Source organism: Paenibacillus phytorum (genome assembly GCF_013141715.1).
GTDB lineage: Bacteria > Bacillota > Bacilli > Paenibacillales > NBRC-103111 > Paenibacillus_E > Paenibacillus_E phytorum.
In genome coordinates, this window is sequence record NZ_WHOA01000037.1 from 1 (window position 1) to 18,471 (window position 18,471).

The 18,471-nt window shown below is 46.2% G+C and carries 13 protein-coding genes and 1 riboswitch; of the genes, 1 reads left to right on the plus strand and 12 read right to left on the minus strand.

Features of this window, described 5'->3' with window-relative positions:
• Positions 1-112 precede the first annotated feature (112 nt).
• From GC098_RS05835 to GC098_RS05880, 10 genes are all read right to left on the minus strand, one after another.
• Positions 113-925: a carbohydrate ABC transporter permease gene (locus tag GC098_RS05835; protein ID WP_171641839.1), complete on the minus strand. Its 813-nt coding sequence runs from the start codon at positions 923-925 to the stop codon at positions 113-115.
• Entirely contained in the window at positions 922-1,875 is a 954-nt protein-coding gene (locus tag GC098_RS05840; RefSeq protein ID WP_171642010.1) for a carbohydrate ABC transporter permease, read from the minus strand. Before GC098_RS05840 ends, GC098_RS05835 begins: the two co-directional genes overlap by 4 nt.
• Positions 1,876-1,944: 69 nt before the next feature.
• A complete protein-coding gene (locus GC098_RS05845) occupies positions 1,945-3,225 on the minus strand; it encodes an ABC transporter substrate-binding protein (RefSeq protein WP_171641841.1) in 1,281 nt (426 codons plus the stop codon).
• A 118-nt stretch (positions 3,226-3,343) separates the two neighbouring features.
• Positions 3,344-4,567: a response regulator transcription factor gene (locus tag GC098_RS05850; RefSeq protein WP_171641844.1), complete on the minus strand. Its 1,224-nt coding sequence runs from the start codon at positions 4,565-4,567 to the stop codon at positions 3,344-3,346.
• The gene (locus GC098_RS05855; protein ID WP_171641846.1) at positions 4,545-6,281 is read right to left on the minus strand and encodes a cache domain-containing sensor histidine kinase; all 1,737 of its coding nucleotides are present in this window, start codon (positions 6,279-6,281) and stop codon (positions 4,545-4,547) included. Before GC098_RS05855 ends, GC098_RS05850 begins: the two co-directional genes overlap by 23 nt.
• 216 nt (positions 6,282-6,497) lie before the next feature.
• The gene (locus tag GC098_RS05860; protein ID WP_171641848.1) at positions 6,498-8,204 is read right to left on the minus strand and encodes an amylo-alpha-1,6-glucosidase; all 1,707 of its coding nucleotides are present in this window, start codon (positions 8,202-8,204) and stop codon (positions 6,498-6,500) included.
• Positions 8,205-8,429: 225 nt separating this feature from the next.
• The gene (locus tag GC098_RS05865) at positions 8,430-9,149 is read right to left on the minus strand and encodes a DUF4386 domain-containing protein (protein WP_171641850.1); all 720 of its coding nucleotides are present in this window, start codon (positions 9,147-9,149) and stop codon (positions 8,430-8,432) included.
• Positions 9,150-9,161: 12 nt separating this feature from the next.
• Positions 9,162-9,377 (minus strand): helix-turn-helix transcriptional regulator, encoded by a 216-nt coding sequence (locus GC098_RS05870; protein ID WP_171641852.1) that lies wholly within the window; start codon positions 9,375-9,377, stop codon positions 9,162-9,164.
• 1 nt (position 9,378) lies between these two features.
• Positions 9,379-9,825: a hypothetical protein gene (locus GC098_RS05875; protein ID WP_171641854.1), complete on the minus strand. Its 447-nt coding sequence runs from the start codon at positions 9,823-9,825 to the stop codon at positions 9,379-9,381.
• A 170-nt stretch (positions 9,826-9,995) separates the two neighbouring features.
• A complete protein-coding gene (locus GC098_RS05880; RefSeq protein WP_246358452.1) occupies positions 9,996-11,387 on the minus strand; it encodes an amino acid permease in 1,392 nt (463 codons plus the stop codon).
• Between the two features lie 163 nt (positions 11,388-11,550).
• Positions 11,551-11,739, minus strand: a riboswitch (Lysine riboswitch).
• A 198-nt stretch (positions 11,740-11,937) separates the two neighbouring features.
• On the opposite strand from GC098_RS05880, the gene GC098_RS05885 reads away from it, so the two are divergent.
• Positions 11,938-12,621, plus strand: coding sequence for an AlkZ-related protein (locus GC098_RS05885; RefSeq protein WP_171641858.1), 684 nt, complete (start codon positions 11,938-11,940; stop codon positions 12,619-12,621).
• A 27-nt stretch (positions 12,622-12,648) separates the two neighbouring features.
• Here GC098_RS05885 and GC098_RS05890 read toward each other — a convergent pair whose 3' ends face one another.
• Together GC098_RS05890 and GC098_RS05895 are read right to left on the minus strand one after the other, a co-directional pair.
• A complete protein-coding gene (locus tag GC098_RS05890) occupies positions 12,649-13,416 on the minus strand; it encodes an isocitrate lyase/PEP mutase family protein (protein ID WP_171641860.1) in 768 nt (255 codons plus the stop codon).
• A gap of 452 nt (positions 13,417-13,868) precedes the next feature.
• Complete coding sequence (locus tag GC098_RS05895) at positions 13,869-18,386, minus strand: beta-galactosidase (protein WP_171641862.1); 4,518 nt, start codon at positions 18,384-18,386, stop codon at positions 13,869-13,871.
• Positions 18,387-18,471 lie beyond the last annotated feature (85 nt).

The window sequence follows — 18,471 nt, forward strand, 5'->3', positions numbered from 1 at the left end:
AATTGTTGTATAAAATACAAAATTGGTAGTAACTCATTGGATAATTACAACAGTACCTCCACAGGGTACCGGATCTCGCCAAGCTTAAAGTGACCATCCGCTCCTAAGCAATCTACCCCTTAATCCCCGTACCCGCGATTCCACCGACAATGTAGCGCTGCGCGAAGAAGAACACGGCCAACGGCGGAATGGAGATCAAACAGGTTATAGCCATAATGGACTGCATATCGACGCCAAACATCCCTTTGAACTGCGACAATCCGAGCGTCAGTGTATATTTCGACTGATCATTGAGGAAAATTAGCGGTCCCAGATAATCGTTCCAACAGCTCATAATCTGAAACACGCCGACTAAGATGAGCGATGGTCCCATGAGCGGAACAATGATCCGCACAAGAATAGCAAATTTGTTTGCCCCATCGATCGTTGCTGCCTCATCTAACTCGCGAGGAAGCGTAAGAATGAACTGTCTCAGCAAGAAGATATAATAAGCAGAACCGAACCACGACGGAACAATAAGCGGTTTGAGCGTATTAATCCAGCCGAGGTAGTTAAACTCCATATACTGCGGGATCATGGTGACTTCCCAAGGGATCATCATCGTAGCAAGTACAATCAGAAACAGCAGATCGCGCCCTTTAAATTGGAATCTCGCAAACCCGTAGGCTACGAGCGTACAAGATATTAGTTGGCCGAGCGTTGACATCAACGTCACGATGACGGTATTTTTCAGGAATAAGTTAAAAGGCTGAATCGTCCACGCATCGGCGAAATTACTGAATTTCCAAACCGAAGGAATCCATTTTGGTGGGAAAAGGTACAGCTCCGCTGGCGATTTCACCGCCGTCGTCACCGCCCAGAACAGCGGAGCGACGAACAGCAGCGAGCAGATAATCAGCATCATATATACGATTATCCGTTTCATGCAGACCGCCTCCTTCCGCCGGATTTCACTTTCTTCTGTGACTTCTGCTTCATTTCGCCTTCATAGAACACCCAAGCCTCTGACGACTTGAATACAAGGAATGTCAGACTGAGCACAATAAGGAACATGAACCATGCGTTTGCTGCGGAATAACCCATTTTAAAAAACTTAAATGCATTCTCGTACATATACATCGCGTAGAAATACGTTGATTTCATCGGACCGCCTCCAGTGAGCAGAAGCGCGAGGGTCAACTGTTGGAACGCCGCGATAATGGACGTAATCAGATTGAATATAATTGTCGGGCTGAGCATCGGAATCGTAACGCTGAAGAATTGTCTGAGCTTACCCGCACCATCTATGGAAGCGGATTCGTATAGATCCTTCGGTATCCCCTTGAGCCCTGCGAGAAAAATGAGCATCATCGAGCCTTGTCCCCATAGGCTTGCAACGACCATCGCAACAAGAGACCATTGTTTATCATTCAACCAGTTCGGACCCTGCACACCGAAGATCGACAGAAAATAATTTAGAATGCCGTAATCTCCGCTGTACACCCAGGACCAGATCATAGCTAGCGCCACGCCCGAGATCACAGAGGGCAGGTAGAACGCGGTTCGAAAAATCGCGCTGCCGCGAATTTTCTGATTAAGCAGAATCGCTAGTCCAAGCGCTACCGCTATATTGAGCGGAACAAATAGCGCTGCGAACTTGATTGTCACGCCGAACGACTTCCAGAACAGCGGATCTTTCGTAAACATATCCACATAATTGCCTAAACCGATAAAGCGCACTTTACCTACAATCGGCCAATCAAAAAACGAAATAATAAGCGAGAATAACAACGGCCCTAAAGTGAACACTAGGAATCCGAAGATCCATGGGAAAATGAAGAGGTAGGGAGTTACCCCACCCCAACTTCGTTTCCTTCTAGGCTTGAGGTTGGCCATTGGTTTCCCTGCGTTTGCTTGATGCGGGTAGGTCTGAGCCATCTCCCTAACCTTCTTTCTGTAGAAATGTTATTTCAAATAACGCTCACTGTCTTTGACAGCTTGATCCAGCGATTCCTGTGCATTACTGCCAAGTACGGTTGCTTCTACGGCCGAAGATAGCTGACGATTCACTTCATTCCACTTCGCATTGAGCAGGAATGCCGGCGAATTGTCGGAGCGCTGCAGCATCGTGTAAAACGGCTTGTACAGAGGATCTTGATCTTTCTTAAGCTCGTTTACGACGCTTACTCTGACCGGCAAATCCGCTACACGCATCTTGATCGCTTCATTGGAAACATAATATTTGATAAACTCCCAAGCGAGATCCTTCTGTTTCGAATCCTTCGCAATAGATAGGGCAGACTCAGCAATCACGCCTTTGACTGGTTTGCCTGGAAACGCAGGCATCTCCACAGTCCCTACATCAATTCCTGCTTCCTTGAACGATTCCAGCGGCCAAATACCGCTTTCCCACATGGCGATTTTGCTGCCTTTGAAGATATCCTCACCGCTTTGCTGTCCTTTGCCTCCAGCCAGCACGGCCGAACCGTTTTTGACCATATCCCCAAACATTTGAATGGCTGCGGCTGTTGCTTTGCTATTCATGAAACCGTTGATGGTTTTGCCGTCATTAGAGATAAAGGAACCGCCGTTACTCCATACAAATCCTTGCAGATCGTACGTATCGTTCTCTGCTCGAACACCGAAACCGTACTGTTTCTTGGCTTTATCCGTCAGCTTCTTGGAGATATCCTGGAAATCATCCCATGTCCAGCCGTCCTTCGGATAAGGAACCTTGGCATCATCAAACATCTTCTTGTTGTAATACACGACACGAGTCGTGAAGCCAGCTGGAATTCCATAGAGCTTGTTCTCGATCGTCGCGTAATTGAACAACCCTTTGTAGAAATCATCCTTTTTCAAGTCCTTGTCCCCGTCAGCGTAGCTGCCGAGCGGCTCAAGTGATTGATGATACGTTGGAAAATCCCACATATACATGACATCCGGAGGATTCGTAGCACCGAAACCCGCAGCTAGCTTCTGGTCGAAACCGTCAGCGTACGCTTCTACCTGGACCTTCGTTCCCGGATGGTTCGCTTCGAACTTCTTCGCGATATCCTGCTCGATCTTCAGCGCATCCCCGGTATCCCATGTAGCGAATCGAAGCGTTTTCTCTTTGGCAGCATCGTTACCGTTAGCCGGTTGTGTCGCCTTGCTAGTCGTACCTTCGTTAGTACTGCTGCATGCTGTAAGCGCAGTCATTGCCATTGCAGTCGTAAGAACAATGAGTGAAAGTTTCTTGATCATTCTGTCAGCTCCCCTATCAGTGAATGAGTAGATAATAATTGAACCGCTTTCATCATAACTAAAATGAAAGCGGTTCAAAACCGATAACTATTCGAATGTTTGTGCGTTTTTGTTCGATTCACTGAGGTGGGTGTCCATTTGTTCGGAGGGTGCCGTCCTTATGTTCGGCGCGGTACTGACTTGGCGTTTGACCTGTGCAGCGCTTGAACCATTTGCTGAAATATTTGCTGTCTCCAAGCCCCGTGCGTTCAGCAATATCCTGCATCGTCAGCGGCGTATCCTTTAATAATCCGTAGGCCAGCTTGAGCTTTCGTTTGTATTGAAAAGCCACAAAGCTGTCTCCCAGCGTTTTCTTGAAAATAATAGAGAAGTGGCTTCGGCTGAGACCAACCTGTCCAGCCACATCGCTGACAGACCATTCCGCCGCCGGATTGTCATGCAGAAGCTTAACCGCTTTCCAGATCGGCTCCGGCCAATCTGTGGCCGTTACGCCATAGGCTTTCTCCAATTCTGCTGCTTTATGCAGGATTAACAACGCTTCAAGACGTTCCTCCGTGCTTGTGAGCGGCCCTCTTTTGACCCATTGCAGCTTCGCATTCTCGCTCTTTCTCTCCACAAGCAAGCTTTCCGCAGCATTCAGAAGCGATTCTGGCACTATATAGTAGCAGCGCTCATCCCCATAAGGAATGACTGCCCCTTCACATAGCTGACGATCTTCCTCTAGCACTTCCTTTAACAGATCAAGCCATGACGCCTCACACCCGGAAGTCTTGATTAGATAGATGTAAACGGGCTCACCTTGGAAAGACCACACCTCGCGGGTACGTTTCTCCATCTCCCCAATAAGTTTGTCATTATGGCCATTCAGCCAAGCGTAAAGCAGGGTACGCAGCCGCTCATCTTCGTCTTCACTGCCAGCTGCTTGGGCATCTGCTGGTGCTGAAGGAACGATTGCAAGCTCATGTTGAAACTTCGCCAGCATGCCTTCCAGTTCTTCATCCTCGAAAGCGGTTTTGAGCAAATAGCCGGCTGCTCCCAGCTTCATGCCCTGTTGGGCGTACTCGAAATCTCGGTGGCAGCTGAGCAGAATGATTTTCGTATCGGGAGCTGCTTCCTTGACTCGGCGTGACAATTCAATGCCATCCATTTCGGGCATAACAATGTCGGTAATGACTACTTGAGGCCGATGCTCAAGGAAAGCATCCCAAGCTTTGCGGCCATTCGGGGCGTCCGCCACCACTTCCATCCCATATTTATCCCAAGGAACCGTGGAACGAAGTCCTTTACGGACGATGCTCTCGTCATCTGCGATGATTACCTTAATGGTCTTGATTGTTTCCATGCGGACTCTCCTCCTTCTTAGGCCATTCCATGATGATCGTTGTCCCTTCACCCTTGATGGATTGCACCTTTAACCCATATTGCAGTCCAAAATGCAGTTTGAATTTCTGATCGGCATTTTGCACACCCAAGCCTCCCCTGCCCTTACGCTTCGTATCGCTTGGCCGAAGCAGACGCTTCAGCTTATCCGCTGAAATACCCACTCCATTATCGGACAGTGTAAGCAGCAAATGATTGCCTTCTTCCTGAACGGTTAAGCGGATCACTCCCTTGCCATCCTCGAAGCCGTGGAAGAAAATATTCTCGAACAACGGCTGCAGTGTCATGCGGGGAATCAGATAACGCTTGAGCAATTCATCGCATGCCAGTTCATACTCGAATACGGGGCCATAACGGACCTCTTGGATTTTCAGAAAATGCTCAATCATCCGCAGCTCTCGACCAAGCGGTATCAGCTCCTGTGTGATATCCAGATTGCCTTCGAGTACCATCGTGAGATGGTACAGCATTTGGCGGATATCCTCCGCTCCCTGAAGCCTGGCTTTCCATTGAATGGAGTTAAGGGTATTGAAGAGCAGATGCGGGTTGATCTGATAATGAAAAGCCTTCAGCTCCGCTTCCTTCTTGAGCCGCTCGCTCCGTTCAACCTCGCCAATCAAAGTCTGTATGCCGCCCACCATATTGTTAAAGCTCGTATCCAAAATACCCAGCTCATCCTTGGCTTCGACCTGAGTCCTCGTATGCAGCTTACCGAAGCTGACCTTCTGCATCGCATCCTTAAGACGGCGAATCCGTGCGGTGAATCGGGAGGAGAATAAATACGCAAGCCCAAAAGCCAGAAGACATGAAGCTACAGCAACCATAATCGTATTCGATCTTATAATGCTGGAGGAGCGATAGAACGACTGGGAGGGCAGCCTCGCCTCGATCGTCCAATGATTAGCTGCAAGTGTTTTGTTCCAGACAATATCACTGGTTTGTGAAGTGAAGGCAGTTGCTGTCTCATATATAATTCGTCCCTGTGGATTTGCTATTCTTAGATGAGCCTTCGTATCGTTCTCGAATAATTTGAACATATGAAGCAGATCTTCCGCATTCTCCTCTATAAGAATCTTGCTGCCCCGCAGCGCGCCGTAAGGATTATTAATCGGGACAGCTAAGCCCAGCACAGGCATCCCGGAATCTTCGGTTTCCTTCATCCCATGATTCTGAGAATAGAATCCCAGCCAGTACTTCCCCTCATTTGCATCCGACATGGATTGCCAAGCCGGAATACGGCTGAGCTTCGACACATCGAGATTATTTTCTCCATAATAGTAGCCAGAACTGGTAATAATGTAGATGCCTGTCGTTCGGTCGGTTTTAAGCGCTTTCAGAAGAACTTCAAAATCATTCTTATCCATAATCTCTTTATAAGTTGTCGGAACCTGGTTCCCTAGATCGACCCTTGCAGGATCAAGTAAATAGGAATAAACCGTCTCCGTCGTCTGATTCATCCGATTCAAGTACGAACTCATCTGCTGCTCCAATTGCGCCACAGTATTCTCCCCATATTTGCCAAACTGTGAATTAATGACCTTCGCGGACTGGTAATATGACAAGGCCCCAAGCGATAGCAGCGGAATAATCGTCACAATGAGAAAACAGAAGAGCAGCTTCGTGCGAATGCTCCGATAAGAGCCAGACAAAAGGCGGATGTTGAGTCGCTTAAGCAAATAATCTTTGATAATCGCACCCTCCCTCCAGCATTCTCTGTAAAATCATACACTTGAAGTGTAGCATGGAACACTTTCAGCGAACAATGTATCTTCCATCCATGAGAGATTCCGCTGACGGCGATGGCTTCACATACCAAATTGAGATCCGATCCCCGAAACCGGAAAAGCACCTCCCCTCTGCTAATTTATAACAGGGAGAAGTGCAGGTTTTATTTAGGTGGTTGAATATTCATGACCTAGAATCAAGAACACACTGGATGTCCATGTAAAGGCACGATCTCGCAAGCCTTGTCCCGTAATCGCGTCAAAATTCTCCGCCATTCCGCTGCGATCCAGCATGGTGCAGAATCGGCGCGCTACCTCTTCTGCCAATTCACGATCACCCGCTGCGGCCACTCCTTCCACGAGTAGCATGGTCGAAGGAGCCCAGATTGGGCCTCGCCAATAGCCGTCCGGATTATAGAAAGGACTATTCACGCTCTCTGTCGCCCAACCATTACTGGTTAAGAAACGATCTTCATCCCTTAGCCCCTTCAGCAAAGCTGTGCGGATCGGCTCCGGCAGACGTTTGCCTAGAAGAATGGGAACGAACAAGAGGAGACTGTCCCCTTCGGATAACTCGTGCGTGCCGGAGCGGCAAGCCGTGAAGCGGCCATCCTTCCAGAAATGGGAAATCATCTTCTCAAGTGTGCCCTCAGCAAGCTGCCGCCATTCTTTCGCTTCTTCCGCATGCCCGAGCAGTCCCGCAATCTCAGCAAGCAGTTCTATTTGAAGAATGAGAAAGGCCGCTAAATCCGGGCTTTCTACCGGAATGCCATTATTGAAGGCTGTACTGTTATCCCAGCCAGAGTCATTGCCGTGATTGTATTGCGGAATGCCATCTCCATCGCCGTCGCGATATCGGAACCACCATTTCGTCCATTTGGAGAGTGGTTCATAGACCTCTCGAAGTTGGGCATCCTTAATATAGTCCGTTCTGGCCATCATCCAGGAAAGCGTCCAACCGTGAATCGGCGGCTTGTTGCAGTTCCAGAGTTCATACTTATCATTGATGAAATCAGGAATCAAGCCACTCTCATCCTGGCGGTCAAAGAAAATCATAAATTGATCCCAAGCCAACTTCGGATCATGGCGAACAAGCGCCATTGCATTGAAGCAGTGATCCCAGCTCCAAATATTCGTCATCCAGTTCTTCGACATATACATCGCCGGCCTGGTCAGGCACCCCTCATCTGGAACGAGGCAGGACCACGTGATATAAGATGCAAGTTCCCGACTTTCATGCCAACGTTCTGGCAGAGGCAGGGTACGATATAGCCACAGGTTAAACTCTTCCTTCACTTGCTTCACAGCGTCATCGAAGGATTCCCAAGCAGCGCGCGGCTCCCATACGGTGCGGAATTCCTCTACAGCAAACTCGGATACACCCGATTTGCGGTCAGGCAAGAAGTCTGCAATTACATAGGAGCTTTTAATTTTGTCCCATGGCACTTCCATCTTCAAGTCGCCAACCAGCGCTGTCAGCATGAATCGGCATTCATGGGTGAAGCTGTTCACTTCCCAGCTGCTGGAGTCTGCTTGATAGGCGTAATCGTAAGCAGCCGTGCGGAAGGTTAAGCGGATTCCACAGCCTTTCGTCCGAATCCGAAATGTTCGGTGATCGGAGATACAGATCTCAGCTGTTAAGCCTTCCGTCGATTCAAGCCGGATCAGCTCCGGGCAAGCTATTGCCTGGAATGACACGGAATGACCGCTTTCATCCAGCATATCAATATGGAACGCCTCGCCGAATTTATCGTCGCCGCCACGAACGGTGCGCAGATACAGACCTTGTTGTCTATCTTGGGCTTCAGGCAGAATCGAAATCGCTAGGAAGGATTCTCTCCGGCTGAAAGGTACAACGTTCAGATCAAAGTTCATGATTAATTCTCCTTTACAAGAGCAGTATGCGCTTTCATTGTACCGAATGGAGATCGGGGGAAGAACCGACAGTTGTTTGTGATGGGTAGGTAATTTGTTGCGTGTTGAGGGTTGCGAGGGGGTGAGGGGGAATTTCGTTCGTCGTGATTCGTCATATTGTTCGAAAAACGAAAAACCTCCCATCGTGGGAGGTTAGTTTGTGAATATTGATTTAAGAATCGATAGCTATTGCCTTTGTTGAACCTTTACACCTTTAATCAGAAGCCAGAAAGCTAATGACAGCTCTCCAATCACACCAGGTACGGCTACAATCAGTAGGAATATCGTTTTGTAGTCGGTGTAGTTGGGTAGAAGAAAATGTGCAATACTATCTATGACATATCCAGCAGATGCAAGGATCAAGAAGATCCCAATTATTTTTGGAATATAGCCTCCTGACTTGATGATTAAATAACCAACGACCACCAAATGAAATCCAAAGAATACTAATCCAATCAGCCATCCATTTTTAAATGCATCGATTAGAAACATCATCTGAGCGTGTAACTGATTAGTTGTGAATACCGTCAAGTATTCAGCACCACTTAGAAGAGGCAGAACGTTAAAAAAATTTGACAAGGCGACTCCAAAAATGGCGGTGTACACCAACCTAAAACATGCCGCGAGCATGGCAAGATTCTTATTAACTGGTTTGAGTAAAACATACAGTGCCCAAGCTACCAGCACATCAAGAATAAGCACGATGACAAAGCTAATTAATCCACTCCGAAATAACATCTCATTGGCTATAATGTTACTAGCAGTTTTTGCTGCATCATCCGATATGATAAGACCCTCAAGAACAGAAAAATTAGAAAACATAGCAAGTATGGCCATAAGTAGAAGCCCGAACCCTGCGACTCTAGCATAATAAAGCGGTGAAGCTCCTGTGTTACGGTTTGTCATTTCTAACCCCTCCTAATTTTCCTCAAAAGAGAACACTTCTTCCAACGTTAAGCCGAAGACGCGAGCAATACGAAAAGCCAATTCCAGGGAAGGGGAGTAATTTCCTTTCTCAATTGCAACAATAGTCTGTCGTGTCACCCCTGCTTTATCCGCTAATTGTTGTTGGGTCATTTCATCATGATTAAAGCGTAAAGTTCGAATCTTGTTGCTAATATGTGCTTTGCCCATCTTAGACTCCTCTCCGATAAAGAAACAGCTGTGTGATGACTCCAATCACCTCTGATAATAAGCCTGAACTAATAAGTATGATGAACATAACATAGGGTGGTTGATCCATAACCAGCGGTATCATTGCTAGAAGAAAACCAATAATAAATACATAATGAGAATTTCTCGTGGATTTCAATTCAATTAATTTGTCCAGCTCATCCGTGATTCGAGGTTCTTTCTCCTTCGTTGCTATGGTATTGATCATACTGAAAACGATATGAATGATAATTTTTGCTAAAATCGACACCGGGATTAAGATTAAAATGAAAGCTCCCCAGAAGCTGAATGCGTTCGATGTATGAAAGCTCCCTTCTTGGTACTTTTGAAACACATACATACTATAGAGAGAAAAAATGAGTAAGGTAGTAATTAAAGATACGATGTTTTTCTTTTCTTGAAAGGACATATACACCTCTCCTTTTCTGTTAATATTTATAAATAAGTAAAGTATTATTTACATAGTATATTATCCGACATACATTGTGTCAAGTATTCTTTACATGTGATTACACAAATTTATAGCCTAGACCTATGCAAAAAGAGCAAAGGCGTTATGCCTTTGCTCTTTTTGTTCAATTAATCTACTGTAGGGTCCAACTGGCATTCTTCCAGTTTTAACACTTTTGTTTTGTATTTCCACTTGTAGCCCAGCCACAACACCAAGAAAAATGGAATTCCTATATAGGATGCGAGTAAGAACGTCCAGTCCACCTGACCGTCCGAAAACGCGCTAATGCTTTGGCCAATGATGACAATCATACACATTACACCTGCCAAGATCGGCCCGAACGGGAACCACATAGAGCGGTATGGAAGATCAGCTACTTTGTTCCCTTGTGCAACGTAAGCTTTACGGAAACGGTAATGGCTAATTGCAATACCAAGCCATGCGATGAATCCAGACATACCTGATGCGTTCAATAGCCAAATGTACACTTGACCATCGCCAAAGAAAGAGGCAAGAAACGTAAGCATTCCGATTGCAGCTGTCGCGAGCAGGGCGTAAACTGGAATCCCGCTTTTATTTAATTTAGTGAATAATTTAGGTGCTTTACCTTCTTTCGCCAATACCCACAGCATGCGTGTGGAAGCGTACATCCCTGAATTACCCGCGGATAAAACCGAGCTTAGGATAACGGCATTCATCACAGAAGCTGCTATGCTTAAGCCTGCTTTTTCGAAAATAATCGTAAACGGACTTGCCGCTACGCTGTCGCTAGCCAATGTATCTGTGGAATACGGAATCAGCATGCCAACAACGAAAATAGCCAAGATGTAAAATAATAGAATTCTCCAGAATACGCTGCGAATCGCGCGAGGTACGCTCTTCCGTGGATTCTCGGACTCCCCTGCTGCAATTCCGACGAGTTCTGTTCCTTGGAAGGAGAAGCCGGCAGCCATACAAACACCAAGTACGGCAAGCAAGCCGCCCGAAATCGGCGCGTCACCTGCTGTAAAATTACTGAATCCAATCGCTTTTCCGCCCCAGATGCCGACGATCATTAGCAATCCGATACCGATAAACACTGTAATTGTTACAATCTTTATCATTGCGAACCAATATTCCGACTCGCCATAGCTTTTAACAGACAATAAATTAAGACCAACCATCAAAGCAAGGAATAAAGCACTCCATAAGAACGACGGGCTGTCAGGCAGCCAGAACTTAATAATTAACGTCGCCGCGGACAACTCTGCCGCAATTGTAATTGCCCAGTTGTACCAATAATTCCACCCTAGCGCGAAACCAAAGGATGGATCCACGAATTTCGTTGCGTAGGTACTAAATGTTCCAGATACCGGCATATATGTCGCCATTTCTCCTAAGCTTGTTACCAAAAAGTAAACCATAATTCCAATGACCAAGTATGCTAACAGCGCGCCGCCTGGTCCTGCCGTATGAATCGCCCCGCCGCTGGCTAGGAACAACCCTGTTCCAATCGATCCGCCGAGTGAAATCATCGTCATGTGGCGCGACTTTAAACCTCTACGTAACTTGTTCTCTTTCAATTTTTGTACGCTCCCTTTACATGTTTTCCATTAGCTTTCTTTAAATAGAAGGCTAACAACACAAAAAAGCCGCCTCTTTTCATAAATAAGTCAGGCAGCTTCTACTCCCTCATTTATCCTATTTCAAGATAGCACAACACACTGTTTTGGATAAAACAGTATGACAGTTCCGCTCCTTTCGGAAACGGCCCCAGCCGGGCGCGGTCAGTATACCGTGCGGCTTCGGCAATGTTGCCTTTTCATCGGAATTAACAGTCTTTACTGGACTTCCTCCGATGTACTCTTCAACATCGCGACCTCTACCTCATCTAGGTTGATGAGGGTTCATATTTAGTTTTAATAACCTTTACTATTTTAATTAGCTTCAGGTTATTAATCAATAGATATTTATTCCAATTTGAAAGGGATAGCTCTAGACAATTATATTGTGTTTAACTGTCACATGCTTCATATTTATATGGATAAGCCATTATTTTCAAATTAAATCGACTGGTTGAGGTGAACTGCTATGAAAGAACAGAAAATACATACGTATGAAGAGGCCGTTCAACTTATTCATGAAGTCGGTATTCTACCTTTAGCTCCCTTAATCCCAGATCACCCGTCACTCTATCAGGTCACTCACGGTGAGCCGTGGTTAACTGGCACTGATTTAGATCCTTGGGTGTGGCGAGCACGGTTTCCGAGCGACGGTACAGCTGCCTATGGCAAATTCCTGAAGAAAAAATCGGTTTTCATTTCACGCGAACTGTTTCCATGGGTCAAAGCCATATTAGGAAGCCCTCAACCCATTGAAGATCGTTATAAAAACGGCCTTGTTTCCAACGCTTCCTTAGAGCTCTTCCGGCAAATCAAAGAAGAAGAAGGGATTGAAACAAGGTTGTTAAGAGTTAAAACGGGCATGCATGCCAAAGAAATGAAAAAAACCTTTGGACAAGGTTTATTGGATTTACAAGGCACGTTGGATATCGTTATTTCCGGTGTCAAAGAAAGCAGAATTTCGTTAGATGAAAACAGCGCATGGCAAAGCACTTCATTCGAAACAGCGGATCATTGGATGGAGAGCGCCAAATTGCACGAATTCGATATTGACTTGAAAATTGCCAAACAAGAATTGCACACTCGATTAAAAAGCAATTGTAGTCCTGATTCAATGAAATTTTTCACTAAACTGTTTCAGTTCGAAGCCTAGTCTTAGGTTAACATTTTAAATTATTAATCAATTAAATAATATCGATGTATCCTGAGACTCATAAATTTGAGCCGCACAATGATCCAATAAGTTGTTAACCTTCCGATATAACGCACCTCCAATACTTAACCTTTTGACTCCAAGCTCCTTGAGCTTATTGCAGCTAGTGAGTCCCGGCAAAGACATAATATTTAGCGGCGCATTTGTTTGTGAGATGATTACTCTGATTTCGTCATCTTCTTTCAATCCGGGAACAAAAATACCGCTTGCGCCGCTTTCGACATAGGCTTTTGCTCTGTAAATCGTTTCATTTAGAGGATCTTGATTTTGTAAATATGTATCAGTCCTTGCGTTGATATAAAATCCTTGATAGCCATTCTTCTCTAATGCAGTTCTAATTTTCGATAAAAGATGGCATTGTTGGTCCAATGGTTTGAGGCCCGCTTGGTTCTTGAGTGAATCCTCTATATTGATTCCTGACGCACCTAAATCGGCAAGTTTTAACACATTATCGACAATCGTTTGATCATCTTCTCCATAACCGGACTCAATGTCTGCAGTAACAGGTATTTTCACATGATCTACGATCATTTTCACAACGTTTTGCTGTATGGCAAATTCAATCATTTCGCCGTCAGAATATCCTAGGCTTTTCGCTACTCCCCAACTAGTTGTACCGATTGCTTTGAATCCGGCTTTCTCAAGTGACAGAGCGGAGAGTAGGTCCCAGGCGTTCCCCAGCAATAAAACTTCATTTGATTCATGCAGCGCGTTAAACTCCTGAATTCTATTCATGTTAGCGCATCCCCTTTAGTTTTGATTAGACACAAATACATCAAATTCAACCTTATCACTCTTTAACTTATGATTCCCTACTAATGATGCAATAAATAGTTTAAAAATAGAAGCTAGGAATTGATTTTAATTAAAATATCCTCTCGTTCTGGGGGAGGTCCTTTTGGGACAGAGGTTGTTCTTAACGGAACGACAAGCCGCTAAAGTGGATGAAATGAGCTAAAAATTGAATTAGCGGAACGTGAGGGCGTTATTCGATCAAATTTGAGCGATCCGAAGCTAAAAACAACGGAATAGCGTCAATACGTTCCTCGTTTACTTGAATTAGAGCATATTTCACGTAAATAGCGTCTCTACGTTCACTCTGCATCTACAGGAAACGTCTAATTTAAAGAGAAGAGGGCTGTCCTCAAGTAGATTTCTACTTTTGAGACAACCCCTTCAAAACTTAACTATTTAGTTACATTTACTATCATCTTTTCGCTAGAGGTGGCTCCTGCATAGTTAATAAGCTCAGCTCGATACTCATAGTTGCCTTTTGCTCTATTTGCCACGGTCATTACCGCTGATTGGGCGTTCGGTGTATGATTCGCCAGTGCTTCTGTATAGATGAGAATACCATTCTCATATAAATTGTACGTCCCGCCATTGGTTCCCCACCACATGTTCATGCTGACTTTAAAATTGCCGTCACCATCCCAGTTATCGTTGGAAAGAACTGATTTTTCCGGTGCTGCTTTTGTAACCGTTACTACGTGTGTAGGGCTCGTTGTTGTGCCGAATGCATTGGTAAGCTCTGCATAGTAACGATAAATCCCATTCTGCTTGTAGGTAATGGATGTTATGGTGGATTGAGCTGATGGTGAATTGTCAGTGAGAATTTGTGTATCCATTAATACATCATTCTCGTAAAGCTTGTAGATTCTACCGTTTTCTCCATACCACATGTTCATCGTAACATTATATGTACCGTCCAGAAGTCCGGTATCATACCCATTGTCATCGGATAGTACCACTGTACCCGGTTTAGCTTTACTTTTTGCTGCAATATTGTTCACAGTTGCCGTTGCCGTTCCGTGATTTCCTGCTGCGTCGACGAATTCGAAGGTAAAGCTGCCGTTAAAGATGAATGTGTAGCTGTTTGAACCTCCATTATTCGTAATCGTTACCGATTCGCTCGGTGTGATTGTGGCAATTACACTTTGTGCGTTTAGCACGCTATAGGCCACTGTTGCAGTTGGCGCCGTATTATCTACCGTTATCTCTATGCTGCCGACAAAGGGACCGTACGATGCTTGAATGATCGCTCTGCCTTCCCCAATTGCCTTCACTACGCCATAAGTATCCACAGTTACGGTTGATGGATCGGATGAATGCCACGCAGCTTTGCCAGATAAATCTACAAACCCGCTTGCCGTCAGTCCGTGGGCACCCAGAGTCTGTGTTTGTCCCTCCGTCATATTCGTTTGAGCCGCTTCAACAACTAGCCCATTCAACATCCACACTTTTCCATATTTCGCCGGATTTTTATCACTGCCAATCCCGCTGCTCCACTCAAGCCATCCAAGCCGACCGCTGCCGTTATTGTCGTTGACCAGCACAGACAGTCGAAGAGGACCTTTCGGATCATGTACATAAGGATATAATTCAGAAGAATTCACATGGATATAATAAGTTGTTTCATTGGGAACCGTTTGATCTACCTTTAGGGACGCGTACTGTGCTACGCTGTTACCCGGTGTCCAATTTGTTGGCAAATTTCCGCCAACATAAGGCACCGATTGTTTATAAAGCACTGGGCCTTGCGGTGTCAGTGCTGCCTGGAACTCCACCTGATCTCCCGTAAATCCCTGTCCGAATGTGTCAATCGCGAACTGTACGCTGTCCCCTTTCCAGAAGCTTCCGAGTGGATTATCCTGAACAAATGTCCCATCCTTCACACGAACGATCAGGTCTAGCCCGCTATCCGAATACCCCGCCGCAAACGAAGCGTCAAAATCCGCCGGTTTCGTCGACTGAGCAGCTGCTTTATACGCCCAATTATCGGTAGTCCAAACAGCATGGTCTGCGACTTCTAATGTGGCAGGATTGAACAGTTCTCCGCTGGTTCCCTTGGACTCAGGGACAACAATATTACTCGTATTACGGTCGAAATCCGAGATCAAAAACGGCTCTGAGATCGGTAGTAGCGCTAATGCTGCGCTATCCGCATTACTTATCCAATATACCTTACCAGGATGTACGCTAAGTAGGTTATTGGCACTTTGCGTTTTGCCCTCCCAGTCCGTAACGAGGGTTTCACTCGTGAAAGCAGCCGCTAGACGCGCATCGATCGGAGCTTCTGAGGATCCGTCAGTCCACAAACCTATGAGTCGGGTTCCGTCGTTGTCAATTACAACTGCTTTTTGTCCTTCCTGGAGAACGTACTCCCCTTTATAAACGAGCGATTGGCCAGCAAGATCGAGAAAATGGTGGGCTACTGACGCTGCCAGTCTAGGCTCCACTCGCGGCTTAGAGCGGAATAAACCCGATGCGTGCGTTACAGTTCCTGTGCTCTTGGCATAAGATAAAGTTTCCATCTCCGATAAATTCAACATATGAAATAAGGCAATTTTTTGCGTTCCCCATTTGAGCTGTGACAGGAAGTCAACGATCATCCGCTTAGCGATCTCAGATTCCGTAGGTACTGTGCCTGTTACTGAATTCGAATTGACCAGAATCGCATGACTCTCCGAATCAGCCCACTGCTTGGAAGCGATCCCAAAAGCCTGATCAATACGCTGGAATTCGCGTGGATCGGGCAGGTAACCATGCAGCGAGAGCTTATCGAAATAGGACGCTCCGCCCAAGCTGAGCAGTTCTTTATAAAATGATAAATAGTTGCGTCCTGCAAGTCCGCCAATCCATACATCCGAATCTGGCTGCTCCTCTTTGATTGTCTTATATGCCGTTTTCAACAGCTCAACGAAGCGTTCCGTCGAATCCAGCCAAAACACGCTCAACCCCGGCAAATTCGGCTCATTCCATACTTCCCACGTCTTAATCTGATTATCGTACCGGGTAACGACGGCACGAACAAAATCTTCCCAGTCCTTCATATCCACAGGAGCATAAGCGGAATAGGCCGGCACACTAATATTCGCCTGCGTTTGCTCCGGATGCGGCGATGCCCACTGCGGCGTGTATAACAGATTTCCAATCATATCGAAGCCGTAACTTGACAGCTTGTTGATTTGGTCATCGAATCTCGACCACTCATAAACACCGCGTGACGGTTCAATCGCCCAGCTCGTATCGCGGAACTGCGATCCCCATGGCACTGCATGAATCCGCGCAAAGCGAAATCCGACTAAATCAGCCAGTTTCATGGCATTCTCGCCTTCAGAAAGCTGATAGCTAAAGCCCATGGTCGGCCATCTTTGAGATATTGGCTTCGTTGGCCCCTGACTTACTACCAATGAATATCGCTCACGTGAAAACGTAGTAAGATCCGTCTGTGAATACGTATATTTGACGGGCAGATCCGTTAAATCCGTAGAACCGTTCTGTTGATACGCAAAAGCAATTTCGTAGTACCCCGGCTCTTGAGGCGTCCAGCTCCAACCTTGATCGAGGAATGTCTGTCTCGATACAGGCACTTGTGCGATCAATTCATTATCAGAATTGTAAACGCTACCAATAATGGCATTAACGGAACTCGCTACTGCTCCAGCGTTCAATTGATACACTACGGGGTCCCCTAAATTCCACCAGCTTGCAAATTTATTGGATTTCAACGTAAAAACAACCGGTCCCAGCGATTGGTTCGATGCTTCCGCCTTCACATCATCGTAGTATAGCTTGCCACTTGCCGGTGTCGTGGCATTTATGCTGGTAGTCGTCAAATTCAGCACAAGCGTGTTGGTGCCAGCTGGAAATTGGCTTCGATCCACGATAAACGACACCTCCGTCCAATCCGCAAGCGACACCCCCTCCGTCTTATCCGTCGTGTAGGACCCTAAGAACGTCCCGTTGTTCTGGAAGGAAACCCACAAACGCGGTTTATTGCCCGAATAATCTTGCGACGCCTTCAGCTTGGTTGTAATTCGAAACGATGTCATATTCGAAGGGAGCGTTATGGGACTCGACACCCACCCCGCGTATCCGCTGCTGACACTGCCCATAAACACCGAGCGCAAACCGCTGCTTTTTTCATCCTCTGTATAATTCGCCGCCGAAACCGGCGGATTGTTCGCGGATCCGTTCCACCACCACGTTTTCCAATCTTTTGGACTGCTAATGCCATTCGTCACGGTCAATGTCTCAAAGCCCGGATTCGAAACAGGCAGTTGCTGAACTACCGGAATCGGTTCATCCGACGCCTCCACCATCACATCATCATAGTAAATTTTGCCGCTTGCTGGTGTCGCAGTATTTATGCTGGTTGTCGACAGGTTCAGCACAAGCGTGTTGGTGCCAGCCGGAAATTGGCTTCGATCGACGGTAAAGGACACTTCCGTCCAATCCGCAAGTGACAACCCCTCCGTCTGATCCGTCGTGTAGGACCCTAAAAAAGTCCCGTTGTTCTGGAAGGAAACCCACAAACGCGGTTTGTTTCCCGCATAATCTTCCGATGTCTTCAGTTTGGTAGAAATTCGAAACGACATCATATCCGAAGGAAGCGTTATGGGATTCGATACCCACCCCGCGTATCCCGTGCTGACACTGCCAATAAATACGGAGCGCTGGCCGCCGCTTTTTTCATTCTCCGTATAATTCGCTGCCGAAATTGACGGATTGTTGACGGGTCCGCTCCACCACCACGTCTTCCAATCTTTCGGACTGTAAACACCGTTCGTTACAGTCAGTGTTTCAAATCCTGGGTTCGAGACCGGCAGCTGCTGTATAACCGCCGCATGAGCAGCACGTGCTCCAATTACCATAAAAAATAATAGCCCCAAAACACAAACAAATTTCTTAAACTTCCTCATAATCCCCCTCCTCGTATTCATGCATCGATAAAATAAAGCTGAGGACCGCAGATTCGTATAACGGCCCCCATCGTGTATTACAAGC

Excerpts from the sequence above, each read along its gene's own strand:
- GC098_RS05835 (WP_171641839.1), bottom strand. The coding sequence starts at position 925 with ATGAAACGGATAATCGTATATATGATGCTGATTATCTGCTCGCTGCTG.
- GC098_RS05840 (WP_171642010.1), bottom strand. The coding sequence starts at position 1,875 with ATGGCCAACCTCAAGCCTAGAAGGAAACGAAGTTGGGGTGGGGTAACT.
- GC098_RS05845 (WP_171641841.1), bottom strand. The coding sequence starts at position 3,225 with ATGATCAAGAAACTTTCACTCATTGTTCTTACGACTGCAATGGCAATG.
- GC098_RS05850 (WP_171641844.1), bottom strand. The coding sequence starts at position 4,567 with ATGGAAACAATCAAGACCATTAAGGTAATCATCGCAGATGACGAGAGC.
- GC098_RS05860 (WP_171641848.1), bottom strand. The coding sequence starts at position 8,204 with ATGAACTTTGATCTGAACGTTGTACCTTTCAGCCGGAGAGAATCCTTC.
- GC098_RS05865 (WP_171641850.1), bottom strand. The coding sequence starts at position 9,149 with ATGACAAACCGTAACACAGGAGCTTCACCGCTTTATTATGCTAGAGTC.
- GC098_RS05870 (WP_171641852.1), bottom strand. The coding sequence starts at position 9,377 with ATGGGCAAAGCACATATTAGCAACAAGATTCGAACTTTACGCTTTAAT.
- GC098_RS05875 (WP_171641854.1), bottom strand. The coding sequence starts at position 9,825 with ATGTCCTTTCAAGAAAAGAAAAACATCGTATCTTTAATTACTACCTTA.
- GC098_RS05880 (WP_246358452.1), bottom strand. The coding sequence starts at position 11,387 with ATGACGATGATTTCACTCGGCGGATCGATTGGAACAGGGTTGTTCCTA.
- GC098_RS05885 (WP_171641858.1), top strand. The coding sequence starts at position 11,938 with ATGAAAGAACAGAAAATACATACGTATGAAGAGGCCGTTCAACTTATT.
- GC098_RS05890 (WP_171641860.1), bottom strand. The coding sequence starts at position 13,416 with ATGAATAGAATTCAGGAGTTTAACGCGCTGCATGAATCAAATGAAGTT.
- GC098_RS05895 (WP_171641862.1), bottom strand. The coding sequence starts at position 18,386 with ATGAGGAAGTTTAAGAAATTTGTTTGTGTTTTGGGGCTATTATTTTTT.